Annotated in this window: 16 protein-coding genes and 1 pseudogene; 4 read left to right on the forward strand and 13 right to left on the reverse strand. The window is 59.9% G+C overall.

The window, feature by feature from the left end; all coding sequences use genetic code 11:
• Positions 1-16 precede the first annotated feature (16 nt).
• Positions 17-886 carry an NAD(P)-dependent oxidoreductase gene (locus tag IVA74_RS35690; protein WP_247352157.1) on the forward strand — a complete coding sequence of 290 codons (870 nt, stop codon included), beginning with the start codon at positions 17-19 and terminating at the stop codon, positions 884-886.
• A 42-nt stretch (positions 887-928) separates the two neighbouring features.
• On the opposite strand, the gene IVA74_RS35695 is transcribed toward IVA74_RS35690, so the two are convergent.
• The 11 genes from IVA74_RS35695 to IVA74_RS35745 form a co-directional block, all read right to left on the reverse strand.
• Entirely contained in the window at positions 929-1,489 is a 561-nt protein-coding gene (locus IVA74_RS35695) for a sugar transferase (RefSeq protein ID WP_247352158.1), read from the reverse strand.
• Positions 1,486-2,433, reverse strand: a complete 948-nt coding sequence (locus IVA74_RS35700) for an NAD-dependent epimerase/dehydratase family protein (RefSeq protein WP_247352160.1) — start codon at positions 2,431-2,433, stop codon at positions 1,486-1,488. The genes IVA74_RS35695 and IVA74_RS35700 overlap by 4 nt, the downstream gene beginning before the upstream one ends.
• Before the next feature lie 109 nt (positions 2,434-2,542).
• Positions 2,543-3,769: a glycosyltransferase family 4 protein gene (locus IVA74_RS35705; RefSeq protein ID WP_247352163.1), complete on the reverse strand. Its 1,227-nt coding sequence runs from the start codon at positions 3,767-3,769 to the stop codon at positions 2,543-2,545.
• 42 nt (positions 3,770-3,811) lie between these two features.
• Positions 3,812-4,894: a UDP-N-acetylglucosamine 2-epimerase (non-hydrolyzing) gene (gene wecB / locus IVA74_RS35710; RefSeq protein WP_247352165.1), complete on the reverse strand. Its 1,083-nt coding sequence runs from the start codon at positions 4,892-4,894 to the stop codon at positions 3,812-3,814.
• Positions 4,895-4,917: 23 nt separating this feature from the next.
• Positions 4,918-6,210 carry a class I SAM-dependent methyltransferase gene (locus tag IVA74_RS35715; RefSeq protein WP_247352166.1) on the reverse strand — a complete coding sequence of 431 codons (1,293 nt, stop codon included), beginning with the start codon at positions 6,208-6,210 and terminating at the stop codon, positions 4,918-4,920.
• A gap of 108 nt (positions 6,211-6,318) precedes the next feature.
• Positions 6,319-7,353, reverse strand: a complete 1,035-nt coding sequence (locus tag IVA74_RS35720; protein WP_247352168.1) for a polysaccharide biosynthesis protein — start codon at positions 7,351-7,353, stop codon at positions 6,319-6,321.
• Positions 7,340-8,212 carry an SDR family oxidoreductase gene (locus IVA74_RS35725; protein ID WP_247352195.1) on the reverse strand — a complete coding sequence of 291 codons (873 nt, stop codon included), beginning with the start codon at positions 8,210-8,212 and terminating at the stop codon, positions 7,340-7,342. The genes IVA74_RS35720 and IVA74_RS35725 overlap by 14 nt, the downstream gene beginning before the upstream one ends.
• Positions 8,213-8,243: 31 nt before the next feature.
• A complete protein-coding gene (locus IVA74_RS35730) occupies positions 8,244-9,026 on the reverse strand; it encodes an AglZ/HisF2 family acetamidino modification protein (protein ID WP_247352170.1) in 783 nt (260 codons plus the stop codon).
• A gap of 3 nt (positions 9,027-9,029) precedes the next feature.
• The gene (gene hisH / locus IVA74_RS35735) at positions 9,030-9,644 is read right to left on the reverse strand and encodes an imidazole glycerol phosphate synthase subunit HisH (protein ID WP_247352172.1); all 615 of its coding nucleotides are present in this window, start codon (positions 9,642-9,644) and stop codon (positions 9,030-9,032) included.
• Entirely contained in the window at positions 9,641-10,780 is a 1,140-nt protein-coding gene (locus IVA74_RS35740) for an N-acetyl sugar amidotransferase (RefSeq protein WP_247352197.1), read from the reverse strand. Before IVA74_RS35740 ends, hisH begins: the two co-directional genes overlap by 4 nt.
• Positions 10,781-10,962: 182 nt before the next feature.
• Positions 10,963-11,934: a glycosyltransferase gene (locus IVA74_RS35745; protein WP_247352174.1), complete on the reverse strand. Its 972-nt coding sequence runs from the start codon at positions 11,932-11,934 to the stop codon at positions 10,963-10,965.
• Between IVA74_RS35745 and IVA74_RS35750 the strand changes: the two genes are divergently transcribed.
• Positions 11,924-13,174 carry a flippase gene (locus tag IVA74_RS35750; protein ID WP_247352176.1) on the forward strand — a complete coding sequence of 417 codons (1,251 nt, stop codon included), beginning with the start codon at positions 11,924-11,926 and terminating at the stop codon, positions 13,172-13,174. The two genes, IVA74_RS35745 and IVA74_RS35750, sit on opposite strands and share 11 nt — an antisense overlap.
• Positions 13,175-13,215: 41 nt before the next feature.
• Here the strand turns inward: IVA74_RS35750 and IVA74_RS35755 are convergent, their stop codons facing one another.
• Positions 13,216-14,610 carry a hypothetical protein gene (locus IVA74_RS35755; protein WP_247352178.1) on the reverse strand — a complete coding sequence of 465 codons (1,395 nt, stop codon included), beginning with the start codon at positions 14,608-14,610 and terminating at the stop codon, positions 13,216-13,218.
• Positions 14,611-14,861: 251 nt separating this feature from the next.
• On the opposite strand from IVA74_RS35755, the gene IVA74_RS35760 reads away from it, so the two are divergent.
• Together IVA74_RS35760 and IVA74_RS35765 are read left to right on the forward strand one after the other, a co-directional pair.
• Positions 14,862-16,607 (forward strand): class I SAM-dependent methyltransferase, encoded by a 1,746-nt coding sequence (locus IVA74_RS35760; protein WP_247352180.1) that lies wholly within the window; start codon positions 14,862-14,864, stop codon positions 16,605-16,607.
• Between the two features lie 83 nt (positions 16,608-16,690).
• Positions 16,691-18,547 carry a DUF6077 domain-containing protein gene (locus IVA74_RS35765; RefSeq protein WP_247352182.1) on the forward strand — a complete coding sequence of 619 codons (1,857 nt, stop codon included), beginning with the start codon at positions 16,691-16,693 and terminating at the stop codon, positions 18,545-18,547.
• A 122-nt stretch (positions 18,548-18,669) separates the two neighbouring features.
• Here IVA74_RS35765 and IVA74_RS35770 read toward each other — a convergent pair.
• Positions 18,670-18,954 (reverse strand): annotated as a pseudogene (locus IVA74_RS35770) (transposase); the annotation flags it as partial.

An 18,954-nucleotide genomic window follows, 5' to 3' on the forward strand; every position in this document is an offset into this window, starting at 1 on the left:
CGGTCGGAATAGCAGCATGCTGGACGGCAGTAGAGGCAAGCAGACGGAATGTCTCGTGATCGGCGGCAGCGGACTGGTCGGCGGCTACCTAGTCGACCATCTCGCCCGCCGGCATGGGCGTGTGTTTGCCGTCTCCCGTTCGTCCCGCAGCACGACGGCCAGCGTGGCGTGGATTCAGGCCGACCTGACGCAGCCGGACACTCTGAAATTTCCTGATATCACGACGCTGTACTGTACCAGCGACGCAATTCTGCTGGCTAAGGCATTGCCCCTGATCCTCGCATCCACCGTCAATCGTGTGGTGGCTCTGAGTTCGACCAGCGTGCTCACCAAGCAGGATACCGAAGTTGCTGAGGAGCGCGAAATCATCCGAAACCTGACCGATGCAGAGCAGACGATCGCCCGGCTCTGCGAACAGCGCCAGGTCAGCTGGACGATCTTGCGACCGACCTTAATTTACGCAGAAGGACGGGACACCAACATCACGCCGTTGTCACGGCTGATTCGTCGGGCCGGCTTCATGCCCCTCGTCGGTGGCGCGAAGGGTCTTCGGCAGCCGGTGCATGCAGAGGACCTCGCGATCGGCGCGATCGCTGCAGCCGAGAGTCCGGCAGCACACAACAAATTCTATTCGCTGCCGGGAGCGGAAACGCTCCCCTACAGCGAAATGATTGGCCGGGTGTTTGACGGCATGGGTCGCCCTCGGCGGCTGGTGTCCGTCTCCCCGTGGCTGTGGCGCGTCATCTTTGCGATGGCGAAGCCGCTGTTTCCTACCGCAAACGTCGCAATGGGCTTGCGCATGATGAAGGACATGGCGTTCGATGCCACTCCAGCGATCGAGGATTTCGGCTGGAACCCACGGCTCTTCCGTCCGGTTTTCGATTAAGCCACACGATTGCGACGGCGCGCGTCAGCCCGAATTTGCGCCTCAGGTTTTGATGATCTGGTCCACGCCGACGCCCTGCCCGCGCAACGTCGCCCAGAGCAGACCGAGATCGCCAACAAAGCTCTGGGAGTTGAGGTATTGGGCATCAAGTTCGGCGAGCCGATCCGCGTTCGACATATCGACGCCGCGAACCTGGGCCAGCCCGGTAATACCGGGACTTACGTTGAGCACGCCGAGCTTGCGTCGCGCCTCGACAAGCTCGACTTGCGACGGCAGGCACGGCCGCGGGCCGACTAGACTCATGTCACCGGCCAACACGTTGAAAATCTGCGGCAGCTCATCGATTTTGAAACGCCGCATGTGATAGCCCAGCCGCGTGACCTTCCCTGCCGAGACCTGATGGGTCGGAAGATCGCCCGTATCCGGGGCCATTGTCCGGAATTTGTAACAGGTAAAGCGCTGTCCGTTCCTCCCGACGCGAACCTGCCGAAAAATCGCGCCCCCCCGGCTATCGAGCCGGATGGCACTAGCGACAATAAGGAAGATCGGCCAAAGCACGAGCAGGAGCACCGCACAGACCGAGACATCCAGCAGACGCTTCATCTGGAGGACGCCTGCGGCAGCGACCTCGCCCCCTGCATCATCGCGCGCAGTCCATCCTTTGTCTGCACGCGGGGAGACCAACCGATGCTCTGAAGATCGGCCGAACTCGCGACGAGGTCGCGTCCGATGCGATCCCAGAGCCCGCGGCGGCCCGCGGCAAAAACCAGCGCTCGCACCGCAGCCGGCGGTATCGGAACGAGATTGCGCGTCCGCCCGGACGCCTCGCGCAACGTCCCGATCATTTCCGCAAGCGTGATCGGTTCTGGATCACAGACGATGAAAGTCCGATTGATCGTCTCCGGATTGCCGAGGCAGAACTTCACCGCCTGCACGAGATTGTCGATCGAGAGCAGCGAACGGCGATTCTTGAACGCGCCAAACGGGAGCGGCATGGGCAGCGAGGCAATCCGCATCATCATGGCCATGTTGGCCTTGGCTCCCGGTCCATAGACGATGACCGGCCGAAGAATGGTGAACGGTACGCCGCAGTGACGAACCTCCTCTTCCGCCGCGAGCTTGGCTCGATCATAGGCCGTGATGGGCCACGGCTCGTCCTTCTCGGTGACGACATGGTCGGCGGCAGAGCCCGCCTGCGCGCCAATCGACGACATGAAGATGAGGCGCTTGATCCCTTGCTCGGCACAGGCCTTGACCAGGTGCGCCGTCGCCACACGATTGGCCCGGGTGTACTGCCCGCTGTCAAGGTGAGTGCGATGAGCAATGGCCGCGAGGTGAATGACAATGTCGAGGCCCTCAAGAAGTGGGGCCCAATCCACCTCGCGCTCAAGATCAGACAGTTGCGCCCATTCGCTTCCAGGCGCATTCGTCAGTACCATCGGCTTGCGGGACGCCGCCCGAACGAAGTGGCCCTCGTTTGCCAACGCATGGGTCAGGGCAGACCCTATGAAGCCGGAAGCGCCGGTCACTAATATTCGCAACGACATCTGCTCACTCGCCCCGATGGCCGAAAAGACAGAAGCTTCCGCTCGGCCGGAATGTTCCACTAGGTGGTGCACGCAAACTGCCCGCGGGCGATGGATCTAGACATTCTGATCACTGTAGCGGTTCCGGCACAACCGCGGATGCTACAATTTGCTGCACGGCAGCAGACGACGAAAACATAGAGCGCCCCAATTCCCGACCGCGCTCCGACATGGACCGCCGCAATTCTTCATCATCCATAAGTTGTTCTGCTATCTCCTTCAACTCGGCCACCGAGTTGCCGGCATACGCCCTCCCCACCTGCTCGGCCTCGATCAACTTCATCAGGTCCGTACCCGGATTCACACGCGCGAGAACCGGCACCCCATATTGCACGTAGGAGACGAACTTACCCGGGATATTGTGCGTTTTATGGTCGGGATGCAGCGCGACCATGCCGACGTGGCACTGGGCGAGAAGGCCCGGAATCTCCCTTGAATCGATCTCGCCGAAGAACAGCGCATTGCTGAGATCGCGTGATGCCTTCTCGGCCTCAAGGCGCGCAAATTCGGTACCGCGCCCGACGAATAGGAACCCAATATCGGGGCGCTCGCGCAGGCTGTGAATCAAATCGATGAAAATATCCATGCCCTGCGCTACGCCCATATTGCCGATATAAACGAAGATCTTACGGCCTGCGAACGGCGTATTCTTAACGACGATGCTGCTGCCGACGTCGGGCGTCACCTCGAGCCAGTTGCGCAGCACCTCAATGCGACGTGGGGGGCGTGCCCACCTCGCGAGGTAGTCGAGATTAGACTCGGTCTGCACGCCGATCACCTGGGCGACGCTATATTGGAACGCCGCAATGGCCTTGAAGACCAGGTAGACCGGGCCCCGCCGGACCAGGCCAAGGTCGACCGCCCATTCCGGAAAAATGTCGCGCAGGATGAGATAGGTCCTCGCCTTGTTCTTGCCCTTCGCTTTGCGCCGCAATTTCGCAACCAATGGGCCGAAGAAGATCGGTGGGGAATACCACACCAGAACGTCCCAATTCGCCGAGGCAAACGAGCTGCGTCGGATGTTGAGGTACATAGCGAACGGCAGCCACATTTCGGCAATGGCTCGTCGGACGAATGACGGCGAGCGCGTCGGCGGCGCAGCCACGCGCAACACCTCGACGCCGTCGAGCTGCTCCACCACCCACGACTTATCCGACATTGGCGACGGAACAATGACAACCGGCCGATGACCCTGCGCGGCAAACTCCCGTGAAAGATCCCGCAACTGCACCGCCGCGGACGTCCGCAGCGGCGGATAGTCCGTCGAGATCAGAGCAATCAGCAGGCCACGCTCCATGTCGGTGCTTCATCCAGATGCGGCGGCGGCTCGCCGCGAGGCTCAGAAGAAGTTCGTGATCTTGGTGCGGATCGCATTCACCACCACCGACGAGGGCAAATAATCCTCCTCGAACTCGTAGCGCGCGGCCCAGGGCAGGCTGACCGCTAGCGTCACCGCCTCGACGATGTTCTCGGCCTCCATGCCTGAAACGATCGTAGCACCGCTTTCGAGCGTCTCCATGCGCTCCGTCGCCATGCGCAGGCTGACATTGGGCACCTTGTAAAACAGCCCCTCCTCGGCCGCAGTGCCGGAATCGGAGAGCACCACGTATGACTGCTTCAGCAACTGGTTGAAATCGTAGAAGCCGAGGGGCGCCATGATCCGGATGTTTGGCGGCACGTCGATGTTCTTCAGCTTGCTGGTCGTGCGCGGATGCATCGGGAAGATGATCTCGCGCTTGAGCCGCTGGTTGAGGACGCCGAGCGCCTTGAAGATATTGGCGAGATTCCGTGGATCGTCAACGTTCTCGCTGCGGTGCGCGGTCACCAGGATGTAGCTCCTCGGCTCGAGGCCGAGGCGCTTGAGAATGTCGCTGTTCTCGATCTCCGGCATAAAGGCCCGCATCGCCTCGAACGTCGTATTGCCGGTCACGATGATCTTCGAGGGATGGATGCCCTCACGCAGCAGGTTCTCGCGATGATAGTGGTTATAGGGCAGCAGGATATTGCTGATGTGGTCGATCAGAATGCGATTGCGCTGCTCGGGCATGCGGCGGTCCCACGCGCGCAGCCCGGCCTCCATGTGGAAGATCTTGATGCCGCGGTGCGACGCAGGCAGCACGCTCAGCCCGCTATAGGTGTCACCGAGGATCAGCAGGGCATCGGGCTTCACCTTCTCCATCAACGCGTCGGACTTCCTGATCACATCCGCGACTTCCGGGCCATACCCCGAGGTGTCGATGTCCAGCTCGTAGTCGGGCTTCCTGAGCTTGAGATCCTTGAAGAAGAATTCGCGCAGCTCAGGCGTGAAATTCTGGCCGGTATGGACCATCACATGATCGAAATTGTAGTCGTCGAGCTTCTTCAGGGTCGACCACATCTTGATCATTTCCGGCCGCGTACCGAAAATCGACATCACCTTCATTTGCGTGTTCCGTATGGCTTTCGTTAAACCGGTGCTTGAGAGCGAGAACTTAGGTTGGACGGCGGAAAGATCGAGACCTTGGGCAGCGGCAGGATCATGCGGCCGCCCTTCTCCAGATAGGCAGCGTTTCTCTTCCTGATCTCGTCGAAGAAGCTCCAAGCGAAGACCAGGAGATAATCCGGCGGATTGTCACTGCCGAGAATTGTGCTCGGGTGAATTTGGAAGTGCGATCTCGGCGTGTAGAAGCCCGCCTTCGCCGGTGCATCGTCGATCATGTAGTCGAGATGATCGTGGCTGATGCCGCACCACTGGATCATGGTGTTGGCACGGCCTGACGCGCCGTAGCCGGCGATGCGCGTGCCCTCGGCCCGCAGACGGTTCAACAGCCCGATCAGCTCATCGCGATGGGTGGCGACGGCCGCGGAAAACGCCCGGAAGGTCTCGAAGCGATCGAACCCGCGCGCACGCTCCTCCGCCTCGAGCGCCTTGACCGAGGGCGAAACGGCCGCGCTGTGCTTACTGCCATTCTTGCAGGTGTAGAAGCGGATCGAGCCGGCGTGGATCGGGACCGGCTTGATGTCGAATACCATCATATCGTAGCGGGCGAGATGGTTCATCACCGATAGCAGCGAGTAGTAATAGAGGTGCTCGTGATACACCATGTCGTATTGCAGCTCGTCGATCACCTTGCCGAGATAGTGCACCTCGAAGGCGAACACGCCGTCAGGACCGAGCGCCGCAGCAACCGCGCGCGTCGTGCCCTGGATATCGGGAATATGCGCATAGACGTTGTTGGCCATGATCAGGTCGACACCACCGTGCTCAGCAACGAGGCTACGCGCCACGCTTTCGGTGAAGTAATCGTTTACCACCTTGATCCGCGGGTCGTTGATGGTTGCGACCACGTTGGAAGCCGGATCGACGCCGATCACGGTGCGAATGCCCCGGTCCGCGAGCGGGCGCAGCAGCACGCCGTCATTGCAGCCGAATTCGAGAACCGTCGCCTTGGCCGGATCGAGAAAGCGCCTGGTGACCTCGCCGGCATAGTCGCGGAAATGATCGCGCAGGGTGCCGATCGACGACGAGAAATAGAAATAGTCCTTGAACATCACTTCGGCCGGCACCTTGTCGGTCACCTGCACGGCGTAGCAGTCCTTGCAGAAGTGCAGGCGCATGGGAAAGGTGGGTTCAGTCGCGAACTGCTCAGGCTTGAGGAAGCCGCCCGCGAGGCCGACCCTGCCGAAATCCATCACCAGTCCGAGCCGCCGGCTGTCGCAAAACGCGCAGCACGGCTGGGCGGAATCACCCGGTTCCATCGCGTATAGTCCCCTGTTCCCTGCCTTCGGCAGTGACCCTGGCACAACCGTCGGTAACGGAGGTGCGAGGTAGCATAGTCATTTCGTTAGGTCGATAACCGTGAAAAACTAGATCTCTGCAATTTCGCCGTCCGTGCCCCGGAGATGCCGCTGGATGAAATCCAGCTTGAGGAGCAGCGCCTTGACGCCAGGAACGGTCAAACGTTCGGTATTATGTGACGTATAATCGTCGAGTGTCGAAATCTCCCGCTGGCCGTCGGTGAAATACATCGCGTAGTTGAGGTCGCGATTGTCGGCCGGGATCCGGTAGTAGCGGTCCATGTCCTGGACGCGGGCCATTTCCTCGCGTGAAACGAGTGATTCGTACAGTTTTTCGCCGTGACGCGTGCCGACGATCTGGACCGGATTGTCCGCGTTGAAGAGCTCCTTGAGCGCCTGAACAAGGTGGGCGATCGTGGCTGCCGGCGCCTTCTGCACGAAGATGTCGCCCTGCTGGCCGTGCTCATAGGCGTGCAGCACCAGCTCGACGGAATCGTCGAGCGACATTAGGAAGCGCGTCATGTTCGGATCAGTCACGGTCAGCGGCTTGCCGGCCTTGATCTGCTGGACGAACAGCGGGATCACCGAACCGCGCGACACCATGACGTTGCCGTAGCGCGTCGCACACAACAGGGTCTCCGACGGCGACTGCTGGCGTGCCTTCGCCACCATCACTTTCTCCATAAGCGCCTTGGTCTGCCCCATAGCGTTGATCGGATAGACCGCCTTGTCGGTCGAGAGCACGACGACCTTCTCGACCTTGTTGGCGATCGCCGCGCTCATGACATTTTCGGTGCCGAGAACGTTGGTGCGAACCGCCTCCAGCGGATAGAATTCGCAAGACGGCACCTGCTTCAGCGCGGCGGCGTGAAACACGTAGTGCGCGCCCTTAAGGGCTTGATGGATGGAGTCATAGGCGCGCACGTCGCCGATGTAGAACTTCAGGCGGCCGTTGTTGAACAGCGTGCGCATCTCCTCCTGCTTCTTCTCGTCACGGCTGAAGATGCGGATCTCGGCAACCTCCGTCGACAGGAAGCCCCTGAGGATGTGCTGCCCGAACGACCCGGTTCCGCCTGTGATGACTACAACCTTATCCTTGAACATCGCGTCCTACCGAACTGAATTTGTCGCGGTACATTGCATCAACCAGCGCCGGCCAGTCCGGCGGCTTGTACCCGGTCGCCCGTTCGAAACAATCCGCAACCAGCGAGCGATCCGGCGCCGGCCGATCGTCCGCAACCAATTTGATCCTTTTGCCGTAACGCTCGGCAACCATCAATAGCAGATCGAACTTCGAAATCGGCCGGGTCGCAACGTGATAAATGCCGCAGAGCTTCGGTCGCGGGATTACGACATCCCGGATCATATCGGCCAGCACGATGGTCGGGAAGCCGGAGAAGATCGCCCGCGTGAAGGCGCGGCATTCGTCCTGCTGCGACAGGAACCATTCCAGCAATCCTCTTCCGGGCTGCAATTCGTGGCCGATGATCGACGTCCGCAGGGTGACGGCGTGCGGGGCATCGACTTCGCCGAGGAACTTCGATGTCCCGTAGACGTCATCGGCATCCGGCACGTCGGCCTCGGTATAGGCGCCGCGGTGGCCTGCGAACACACCATCCGAGCTGATCTGGACGAGACGGGCCTCGGCCCGCCTGCACAGATACGACAGCCGTTGCGGCAGCACCGCGTAGACCGCAACCGACCGCATGGGGTCGGCGGGTGCAGGCCGGCCAACCGCGATGCAATTGACGACGAAATCGGGACGAACCGCCTCGAAAAGCTCCGCTTGCTGCGCAGGATCCTCAATGTCGCTGACCGCAACGAGGCGCCCGGCGTCTGCGGGATCGAACAGCTTGCGGGCCGTCTCCTGCCGAACCGTCCCTGTCACCTCCGCACCAGGCATCCGCGACAGGCTGCGAAACACCGCATTGCCGAGCAGACCGGTGGCTCCGAGCACGAGCACCTTCAAGGCATACTCCATCAAGGCCCGGACATCATGCGGGCTGGACCAGGCTCTGGAGCAGCCGGTCGCGGTCCTCGATGGTCGGGTAATTCACCAGCACTGCGCGGTAGATGCCCTTGAAGACAAAGAGGCTGCCGGCCGCGATGCCGATGACGCCGAAATTGCGGATCAACTCCTCAATATGGGCGAGCGAGCCGGCACCGCCCAGGATGGTGACGGGCACCGTCGAGGCCGCATCGATCTGCCGCGCCAGCTCGAGATCGTAGCCCTTCATCTGGCCGTCCCGCTCGATCGCGTTGACCACGATCTCTCCGGCCCCGAATTTCTCGGCTACGGCGGCGACTTCGAGCATGGTCCGCCCGGTGTTGACCTTGGCGTTGTGCGTCCAGACCTCGTAAACGTTGCTGCGCGGACGCGGCTTGACGTCGAGCACGACGACGACGCTCTGGCTGCCGACCGCTTCAGCGGCGGCGGCGATCAGGTTCGGATTGGCGACCGCAGCCGAGCTGATCGCCACTTTCTCGATGCCGAGACCGATGATAGTCTTGACTTGGTCCACCGTCTTCACGCCACCGCCGTAGCACAGCGGCATTCGGGACTCGACGGCGAGATTCTCCAGCATGAGATAGTCGGGCTCATGGCCGCGCACGGTTGCATCGATGTCGTAGATCGCAAGCTCGTCGACCAGTTTCTCGTTGAAGATGCGGACGACGTTGATGGGATCGCCGACATATTTCGGATTGGAGAACCCAACCGTCTTGACGAGGCCCTTGTCCTGGACGAGCAGCGAGGGGATGATGCGGGGGCGCAGCACGGGTCAAAGCTCGGCGAAGTTCTTGAGGAGTCGCATGCCGTAATTGTGGCTCTTCTCGGGGTGGAACTGGACGCCGTAAATGTTGTTCGAGCCCACGGCACAACTGAAGGCCATGCCGTATTCGGACGTGGCTAGGACATTGTCATTGGAGGTGCAGTCGAAATAGTAGGAATGCAGGAAATAGAAGCGGGAGTCCTGCTCGAGGCCGTCGAACAACTGGACGCCTTTCTTCGGCACCACGTCATTCCAGCCCATGTGCGGCAGGCGCGCCGGGCGCGGCAGTCGGCTTTCGTCGAAACGTCGCACCCGTCCCTCGATCCAGCCGAGGCCGGCGAGCTTGCCTTCGTCGCTTGAGCCGGCGAGAATCTGCATGCCGACGCAGACGCCGAGCACAGAGACCTTCCGGTTCATAACGAGATCGTCGACCTTGTCACGCATGCCTGAGGCGTCGAGTAGCTCCATGGCATGGTCGAAGGCGCCGACCCCCGGCAAAATCAGCTTCGTCGCACCTTCGAGATCGGTGGCGCCGCTCGCGATCTTCGCCGGGACGTTCATCCGCTTGTAGAGGTTGGCGAAGGCCTGAATGTTGCCGAGCCCGTAATTGATGATGGTGATCATCGGAAGATCCGGTTGTCCAATCCGAGGGCGTTCGAGATCCTGGCGCCGAGCGTGATCATGAACAAGTTGTTCTTATAGTCGCGGAACGACCTGTTCTTGCCGTGGAAGATCTCCTCGAACTCGGCGACCGTCCAGCCGAGCTTCGTCGCCACATATTCGAACTCGTGGCGCAGCGTCTCCTCGTCGAGATCGGGCTTTTCGAGGCGCTTGAGCGCCTCGTCGCGGCTCATCTGACCGGTGAGGATCTCGCTCGAGAAATAGGCGCGGCGCTTGTCATAGCCGAATTTGCGCGGCGTCCAATAGGCCTCATAGAAGCGGGTGAAGCGAGACTCGTAGTGCTTCTGCGGATAAGGCTGCCAGCCGAACTTTTCGGTCAGCTCCCGGATCGCGTCCTTCTTGATGAAGGGGACGCTGTCCAGCAGCTTGATGACTCGCATGCCCTTCACCAGGCGGTAGTACAGTCGGTATTTCAGGATGTCGCAAGCCGGGAATGTCTTCAGCTCGCGCGCGCCAAATTTCTTGTGGATGTCGTGCACGTGGACCATGTCGGTGGAGAAGTAGGTCCATTCGATCGATTCGCGCACGCATTCCGTCGAATTGTTGCCGCCGGTGATGACGTATTTGAAGCCGTTCTTGGCTGCGAAATTGTACATCGCGGAGAACAGCGCAAGATCCTGCGGCTGGTCCTGGAACGCAACCTGCGACAGGAAGAAGGCGCGCTGCAGATCCTTCATCTCCTCCCAGTTCACGACCTCGGTGACAAGATCGAGATGCATGCCCTCGATGACCTTCTGGATGTTGCTGACACCAAGATCGGAATTCCAGCCGGTGTCGCAGTGAAACATCAGAGGCCGGAGGCCAAACTTTTCCTTGGCGATGTAGGTGACGTAGGAACTGTCCAGCCCGCCGCTGATCCCAATGATGCAGTCGTGATCTCGGTCCTTGCCCTCTTCCTTGATCTTCTCGATTACGGGCATGATTTCCTGGACGCCCCGTTCATCGGGGTGCCAGTTCGGCTTGATGTTCGCATGGAAGTTGCAGCAGTACTGACACCAGCCGCGCCCATCGAACTGGAGCGTCGAATCGCTGGTGTCCATGACGCAGTTGGTGCAGATCTGGTATGGTCTGACAGTCATCTTCACGAAAATCGCTCTTGAACCTATGCCCCGGACCTACAATGCAATTTTTGTCCGGTACGGGTGTGCTGGACACCCTTTAATCGGTCTGGCGTATCAGATAAACACCTATTGACGGTCAGAATGCCGATTTTCGCGCCTAGGCAACCTTTTGGCCTTCAGCCCGCCAGAAGGCCCGCCGGTCAGGAAGACAATCTGCGCCGCCGCGCGGCAAGTTCCTGCATGCTCCTCAGGAAGACCCAGCGGGACCAGAGCTTTTGAAACAGCGGGCGTTTCGACTTCGTGCTCGTCGTATTGCTGCCGTGGCGGCGCTTCAGCAGAGTCCTGTCGTCGAGATGGAGGTTGGAACCGATCTGATTGGCCGCCAGCGCGATCCAGAGATCATGAGACTCAACGTAGGCGGGAATCGGGGTAATTAGCGGCACCAGGCTGCGCTGGAATGCCATCGCACAGCCGAAATAGTTGGTTTTGCCGACGAAGATATCGAGGATATTGCCGAGATGCAGGTTTGAGGCCTGCGCGGACACGCCATCGAAAGCGACATCGATCGGGCGCTCGTCGGCGTCCGTCCATTCGAAATTGGTAGAGACCAGCGCCGCCCCTGACGCCAGCAGCCTCCCCGACATCAACTCGGCCCGGCCGGGCACCCAGACGTCGTCCTGATCCGCCATGAAGATGATATCGCCCTTCGCCAGCTCGATGGCGCGTCCAAACGAATAGACCTCGCGTCGGTTGACGGGATTGCGGTGAACGGCAATGCGCGCATCCCCGATGGCTTCAATGACTTCGACGGTCCGGTCGCGCGAGCAATCGTCGACGACGATGACCTCGTCGTCCGGGCCAAGTTGCTCCAAGATCGACCGAAGCTGTCGCTCGACATAGTCCGCGCCCTGATAGGTCGCCATGCAGACGCTGATTTTCATGGGCAAAAACCACCTGGAAACACCGAGCACGTCCTCTCCATCAGAATGCCCTAGCAGCTTTGGACACCAAGCCAAATACTGATTGTTGTGGGCCAACGGTTCCGATATGCCCCGATGACGTGTTGCGATTGAAGCAGAGCTGATGAATTGGTGGCCTCCAGCCTTGAGCTTGCGAAAGCTTCGGAACCGGTACTCGATCGGCGCCGCAATGGCGCTCTCGATGCAGATCACGGGCGCGGCCTTGTCGTTCGTCGTCAGCCTGCTGCTCGCCAAGCTGGTCGGTCCAACCGGACTTGGTCTCTACTTCCTGGGCGTCACAAGTGTCGAAATCTTTTCAACGGTTGCGCGGCTGGGTCTCGACACGGCCGCGCTGAAATTCATCTCGATCGCCAATAACGGCGCCGAGCACGGCATCGTTGCAACCATATACCGCAAATGCGTGGGAATCGCAGCGCTTTGTGCCATCGCGATGATCGGGCCGGCCTGGCCCATCCTCAACTGGGCGCCGATCGGCGCGAGCCACCATGCCGAATTCGCCGTACTGGTGCCGGTCCTGATGGTCGCCTTGATTCCGGTGGCTGTCCTGTCGGTCCAAACGGAAGCCTTCAAGGCGATCGGGCGGCCGGGAACCGCCGTTTTCACTCAGGCCGTCCTCCCGCAATTGCTATTGCTGCTGGTTGTGTCGGGGCTCGCCCTGAACGGGACAGTTACACTTTCTTCTATCCTTGCGTACTATGCCGGAGCATTCCTTGTCGCGATGCTTCTGGCGTTTGTCCGCTGGAGAATGATCGTCCGCGATGCCTGGCGGAAGGCGAGTTTCTCAACCGCGATCTTGCTGCGCACCAGCCTGCCGATCCTGATCGTGACCAGCCTCAACCTGGTGATGGCCTGGACCGATACGCTCGTGCTGGGCATCCTCTCCAGCGCCGATCAGGTTGGCATCTACGGGGTGGCACTTCGCATCTCGGCGACCACCTCATTCGTGCTGATCGCAGTCAACAGCGTCGTTGCACCGCAATTTGCCGCCCTTCATTCGAGCGGCAAGCACGCCGAGCTCGAAACACTGGCGCGCCGCAGCACCTTCTGGACACTGGCGATCGCATCGCCGCTGATCGTCCTCTTCCTAGTCTTCCCGACGGAGATCCTGCGCGTGTTCGGTCCCCAGTTCGAAGGCGGCGCATGGCCGTTGCGGCTATTGACGCTGGCCCAGCTCGTCAATGTTTCGACGGGCCTGCTGACGTCGTTGCTGATCATGACCGGCCACGAAAAGCTGATGCGCAACAATTTGATACTGTCGGCAACCGTCAACCTTGTCGGCAATCTGCTGCTGGTTCCCGTGCTCGGCGCGCTAGGCGCAGCGATCAGCACCGCCACCTCCATGACCGTGTTGAAGGTCGTGAGCTGGTGGATCGCGCGGCGCAAACTCCACATCAACACGGTCAACTATCTCAATTTCAAATCACCCAGATGAGGCCGCCCGCCGTGTGGCGCGCGGTAAGGGGGCGCCGGCGCTCAGCTCGTCAGTGACTTTCCGACCAGAGGCTTGGTAGGCCTGCCATACCACGCCACGCGTTCCGGCTCGTTCGCAAGGACTGACAAGCATGCAAGGACGATAAACACCGTTCCCAGGCCGATCGAGCCAGTGAGAACCGTGTTGGTCGCGGTCGAGATGAAGAAGAACAAGGCGCACAGCAGCAAGGCCCGCCCGAGCGTCTTGTTGACATCAGGCACCCGGAGATAGAGCCAGCAGATATAGGCGAGCAGGGCGAACCAGAATGCGAGGCCGACGACGCCCTGCTTGTAGAGAATTTCGAGATAGGTGAGCTCGATCTTTGTGCGCTGCCCGATCTTCGCGGCGAAGCCGTGCCCGATCGCCAGGGTTGTGAGGGTCATGTTTTCCCGCACCAGCCCGATGTCCGATCGCCGAATGCTATCCGTCGGGCGGACGAGTTCGATCGCAGGGCCGGCGGCCGGCGGATCCTTGTCGCGCCACTCCTGCACCTCCGTGCGGATCGGTCGGCTTAGGGGCGCCTGCAAGAAGTTGCTTTCGATCCCCAGGCCGACGGACGTTACGACCATCAGCAGAAGCACTTGACCGGCGAGCTGCATCCTCTGCCACCAGCGGCCCCCTGGCATGGCCGCAATAATGCAAACGCCCAGCGCCACCGAGAGGCTTCTCGTCAGGGTCAGCGCCACAGCCACGACCGCGACCGTACCCATCAGCTTCGTCATCCGGAATGGATCGAGCAGCAATAGCAGCGCCGCAACGCAGGCGTAGTACATGCCCTTATAAAGAAAGCCGACGTAGGGATTCACCCTGAATATGATCTCGTCGCTGCCCCTCAAATGCCCATACAACGTCGAATACGGGACAAGACCGGAATGCACGCTGGCGAGCGCGAGCAGATAGATCGTCGCCAGAGCTGCACCGGCCACCATCAGGATCGTGACCACCATCGTGACCTCGCGCCGCGATCGAATCGCGGTCACGAAGAAAAGCAGCATCGCAAAATAAGTGAGCGGCTTCAGCTCGCCGACAAACGCGGCGCGCGGACTGGGATCGACCATGACGACGGGACCGACATTCATCGCTATTCCGGCGCTGAAATTGTCGTTGAGAAATCCGATCAAGACGCCGAACGCCGTCGTCGCGACGAATGCCCCGAACAGCCACCACACCTGTGGCGCCGGCCGCGCCTCCTTGCGGGAGACCAGCGCAGCGACGGTCCAGACCATGCACAGGATGAAGAGCAATTCGCGCACGCGAAACGGCCCGACCTTGATCAGATAGCCGTTCCCGCCCAGCGCGAGGTCGCCCACGACCAACACCAGGAGCGCAGTTCCGATCGCCTGCCTCGACACGATCTCAGCCGAAAGTAGCGCCCAACGCGGCAGGAACCTGAGCATTGTGACCGAGATCCAAAACGTCAATCGTCGTGAGAGAATACACGACGGACTGTAGCAGCCTATGCCATCTTCGGATAAGCAGATCAAGCGAGCCGGCCTTGTGGCTGACAACGTCCGGTCGCAGCACGCACTCCGACAATGTGCAATGCCAAATTCTGATGGTAAGCTGAACTCGCAGCCAGTACGATAATGACTGGCCCGCTCCAGGGCATTCCCATCAGACATTGCGCGCGGCCAAGAGACAGAGCTTGATGCATCTAAAGACCCTTGTTGAAAACGAACTCGTGGAGGATCCGTCGTCGGTCTGGTTGCTCCGCGGCCATCAAACGTTCGCTTACTCCGACGGAGCGGCCTCCGAGATTTATCTGGATGGCGTGTTCCGCGCCGCGAAGGACCTGAGCTCGCGTTCCAGCGAACTCGAGAGTCACATCAAGGACTGGACGAGCGAGTATCATCTGACCAGGAAGCGGTCCCAGCTGCTCTCCGGATTCACATTCGATCGTAATCTGAGCGTCCTGGAAGTCGGTTGCGGCTGTGGCGCGATCACGCGCTATCTCGGAGAGAATTTTGACAGCGTGGTCTCGGTCGAAGGCAGCATTGCGCGCGCCCGCCTGGCCCGCCTCAGAACGAAGGATCTGCCCTCGGTCTCCGTGATCTGCGCGCCGTTTCAGGAAATCCGGTTCTCCAAGAAGTTCGACATCGTTTTCGTCATCGGCGTGTTCGAATACTCGGCATCTTTCGTCAAGGGCGATGATCCCTACGAAGCTGCGCTGCAATATTACGCTGACATCCTGGCCCCGGACGGAATGATCGTCCTCGCGATCGAGAATCAATTCGGGCTCAAATATCTCAATGGCTGCCACGAGGATCATCTCGGGATAAAGTTCGAAGGCGTCGAAGGGTATCATGGGGGCAAAGCTCGCGTCCGTACATTCGGCCATGGCGAACTGGTCAAGCGCATCGGGCGTCATTTTCGAGACGTTCGCAGCTTTTACCCTTACCCGGACTACAAGATTCCGGACGCTGTGCTGAGCGCGGAGTTTGTTGGATCCGGTCAGGCCGGCGAGCTCATCTCGCAGATGCCCTCGCGCGACTATGTCAGACCCTACAAACCACTCTGGAACGAGCCGACCACCGTACTGGAGCTCGCCCGGAACTCGATGCTGGAGTTCTTTTCAAATTCATTCCTCATCGTGGCCGGCCGCACGCAGATTCACGGCGTTTCCTTCGACCAGCTTGCGGACCTCTATTCGTCGGGGCGCACGCCCAAATTCCTGACCCGGACGCGAATTGTCGGCGAACCCGATGGAGCCTGGCGGGTCCTGAAGAAACCAACCGCCGGCACAGCGGTCGTCGACGGAGGCTTCATCCAACTGGTCGCAAACGAATCACTTTGGATAGGCGGAAACTCGCTGCTTACGCGCGTGATGCTTCGAGCAAGGTCCAAGAACAATTCGATGGACGATATTTTCGAGCCATGCCGGGCATGGCTCGCATTTCTCGTTGCAAAGTCGCACGAGCACGGCGGCGTACGGATGCTCGACGGCCTGTTCATCGACTCGATCTGGCCGAACACCTATTTCGAGCACGAAGTCCTCAAGCTCGCGGATCAGGAATGGAAGCTGACCGAAAGCTTTCCCCTGAACGTGCTCGTCATCCGCGCCATCTTCGATTTCCTCGCCAGGATGGAGGACAGCCCGACGCGCAATCCCGCCCTGAACGGACGAGGAGGTTGGCACGTCATCGAAGCCGTAGCGCGATCCCTCGGCGTAAATCTGTCATCCGAGGATTTCGAACGCTTCGTTGCGATCGAGTCTCGCATGCAGAGCGTCGCTACTGGAGCAGGCGAGAGACGTTTCCGGCTCTATTGTCGCTGGTTCCTGGCAGACCGCCCATCCCTGCGGGCCTTCATCGGCAGCGTTCAGGCGCTCTCACGATGGAAGGCTCGGGCGGCATCTCTGGCTTCCAGGATACTTGGCCGATTGATGCCGAGGTGATCCGGCCCCCATCGTTTTCCCTGGGCTGACAGCGCCGCTTACGCGATCCCCTTTATGCTATACTCGGCCCAACTGGCGCGGGAATGATCGATGTTCGAGTGTTTGCGGCCCTACAAATGAGTATTGGCGAAGCGAATTTTCGCGATCGAACGATTGCGCTCCTGTCAATCCCGGTTCTGTATTTTGTCTGGTTCATTGCCCTCGCGGCATCCGGATTCTTCTTCGGGCTTTGCATCTCCGCGACCTTCCGAGCTGTTGCAGCGTGGGTCGGGGCATCCTTCCTGCTCGCCCTGATCCCGGTGTTTTTTCAGCTTCGGGGCATAAGAGCCGACAGGCGCGAACGCATAGACATCGTCTTTGCGGCCTGTGTCGTGCTGATGTGCACGGCGACGGGATTCCTCGCCAGTTCGATCAACCAGCCCAACGAAGACGACTCCGTCTATGCGACCAAGGCGGTTTTCTACCGTGAGAATCCGGATCAGATTCTGGACAAGAAGATCAACTGGATCGAAGACCTGCCGGCGACTGCCGAGCTCATCAGCTTCCAGTACTATGAGACCATACAGGCGGCCGTTGCTTATCTGTTCGATCTCCCCTTCCTGGATGTGTATCATGTAATCACTCCCACAATCGTCGGCTTGCTGATGATCCTTGCGACGTTGCTGGCGTTGTCGGTCTTCGAGCAGCGAAGATGGGTTCTGGCGCTTGGGTTGCTGCTGTTTTCGCTGGTCACGCTCTCCCTGGGAGAGACGGACGTCACGTTTGGCAACTACAGCATCGCCCGAGCATTTCAAGGCAAAGTCTTTTTCATCGCAGTCGGACTCCCTGTCTGGCTTTATCTCTCACTTCGATTCCTGACGTTGAGAGGATTCGGGACCTGGCTCTTCCTCCTGGCCACGGGGGTTTGCTTCATGGCTGCCACCACCACGGCACTCGTCCTGCTGCCTCTGTTTTCCGCTGTGATCTTTCTTTCCTACATATGCTGCGGGAAAGAGATATTCACCCGCAAGAATGTCGAACTGGGGCTCGCCTACGTTTCATCTCTTGCGCCCGTTGCCTGGGCTGCATGGGAGCTTCACGCAATTGCTCAGCGATCACTCGGCACCGGCTCTCCGGTCAGCACGGGGTTCCCCCTCACCTTTGGCAAGCAGATCGTCTTCTTCATCAATCCTTATCTTCCATTGACGCCGATCTTGTTTTGCGCGGCGCTGTTCGTGACTTTGCGATATTCGCCGCACCGTCGGTTTTTTGCGATCTGGGTCACCGTAACCGTTGCGGCATTTCTGAACCCGATGGTGTTCCGCTTCATGTTGAAGACCGTCGCGCCGGAAACGATCTACTGGCGGCTGGTCTTCCTTCTTCCGTTTCCGATCGTCGTCGTGACGGCATTTTTCGCAACGCTCGGAAGACGGCGGTCTTCCGCGGTCGCGATCGCCACGTTCTCGGTCTTCGCACTCGCGGTTATTTTTGGACCTACCTCGGTGCTCAGGAAGAAGGCCGACATGACCCTTGGCTGGCCCGGCGTGAAGATTGCCGAGCCGGAACTTTCAGCCGTCAAGGAAATCGTGGCGACCGTCCCGGCGAGTAGCATGCTCGCTCCGATCCCCATCTCCAGCAATCTGCTGATCTATTCGTCGAACTATCGGCAGTTTCATACGCGTGAGGATTTTCTTGTCCACGTGGCGCGTCAATCCGGCGTGGACCAACTGTTTCTCGATCGATCGAGCATCTACTCGTTCATCTACGAGGACAGCAAAAATCCTGGCGCAGGAGAAGTGTTGAACCGAATGCTGTCGTCACCTGGACGTCCGCAGGTCGTGGTCCTGCCGGATCGTACCGCCTCGATCCCGGAGATCCGCAGCTTGCTTGGCCGCAACAACTACTCCATGCGGCATCTCTCCTCCGCGCCGTACGCCCTCTTTATTGCATCTCCGCTCTAACAGTCTGCTGAAAAACCTTGAAATGGAGGATTTTCATTTTTCCGCCGGTCGTTTTTGGAGCGGCGCGGTAGAGTTGGATGTAATTTCTAGCTTGTCATTGAGTGTGCCCCGGCGCGGGGTGGCTATGCGGCGAGCAGTTTGGGAATTCGGATCAGGTTATAGGCGATCAGATTAAGCAGGAAGTCGGCGGCGACGCGAGCGATGCCCCGATGTTTGGTCTTGCGCATGGTGCCATGCTGCTTGCCCCATCCGAAAATGCACTCGACCATCGCCCGGCGTGATTGCGACATGCCGTATCCCGGATGCCGCGGCGTTCGGCGGTGCCATTGGCATGCGTGACCCTGCCGGCCACCGCCAGCCCATGCCGGTTCTCCATGGTGGCGTGGCCCATATAGCAAAGCTTGGCC

The sequence above is a fragment of the Bradyrhizobium sp. 132 genome (assembly GCF_023074185.1).
Lineage (GTDB): Bacteria > Pseudomonadota > Alphaproteobacteria > Rhizobiales > Xanthobacteraceae > Bradyrhizobium.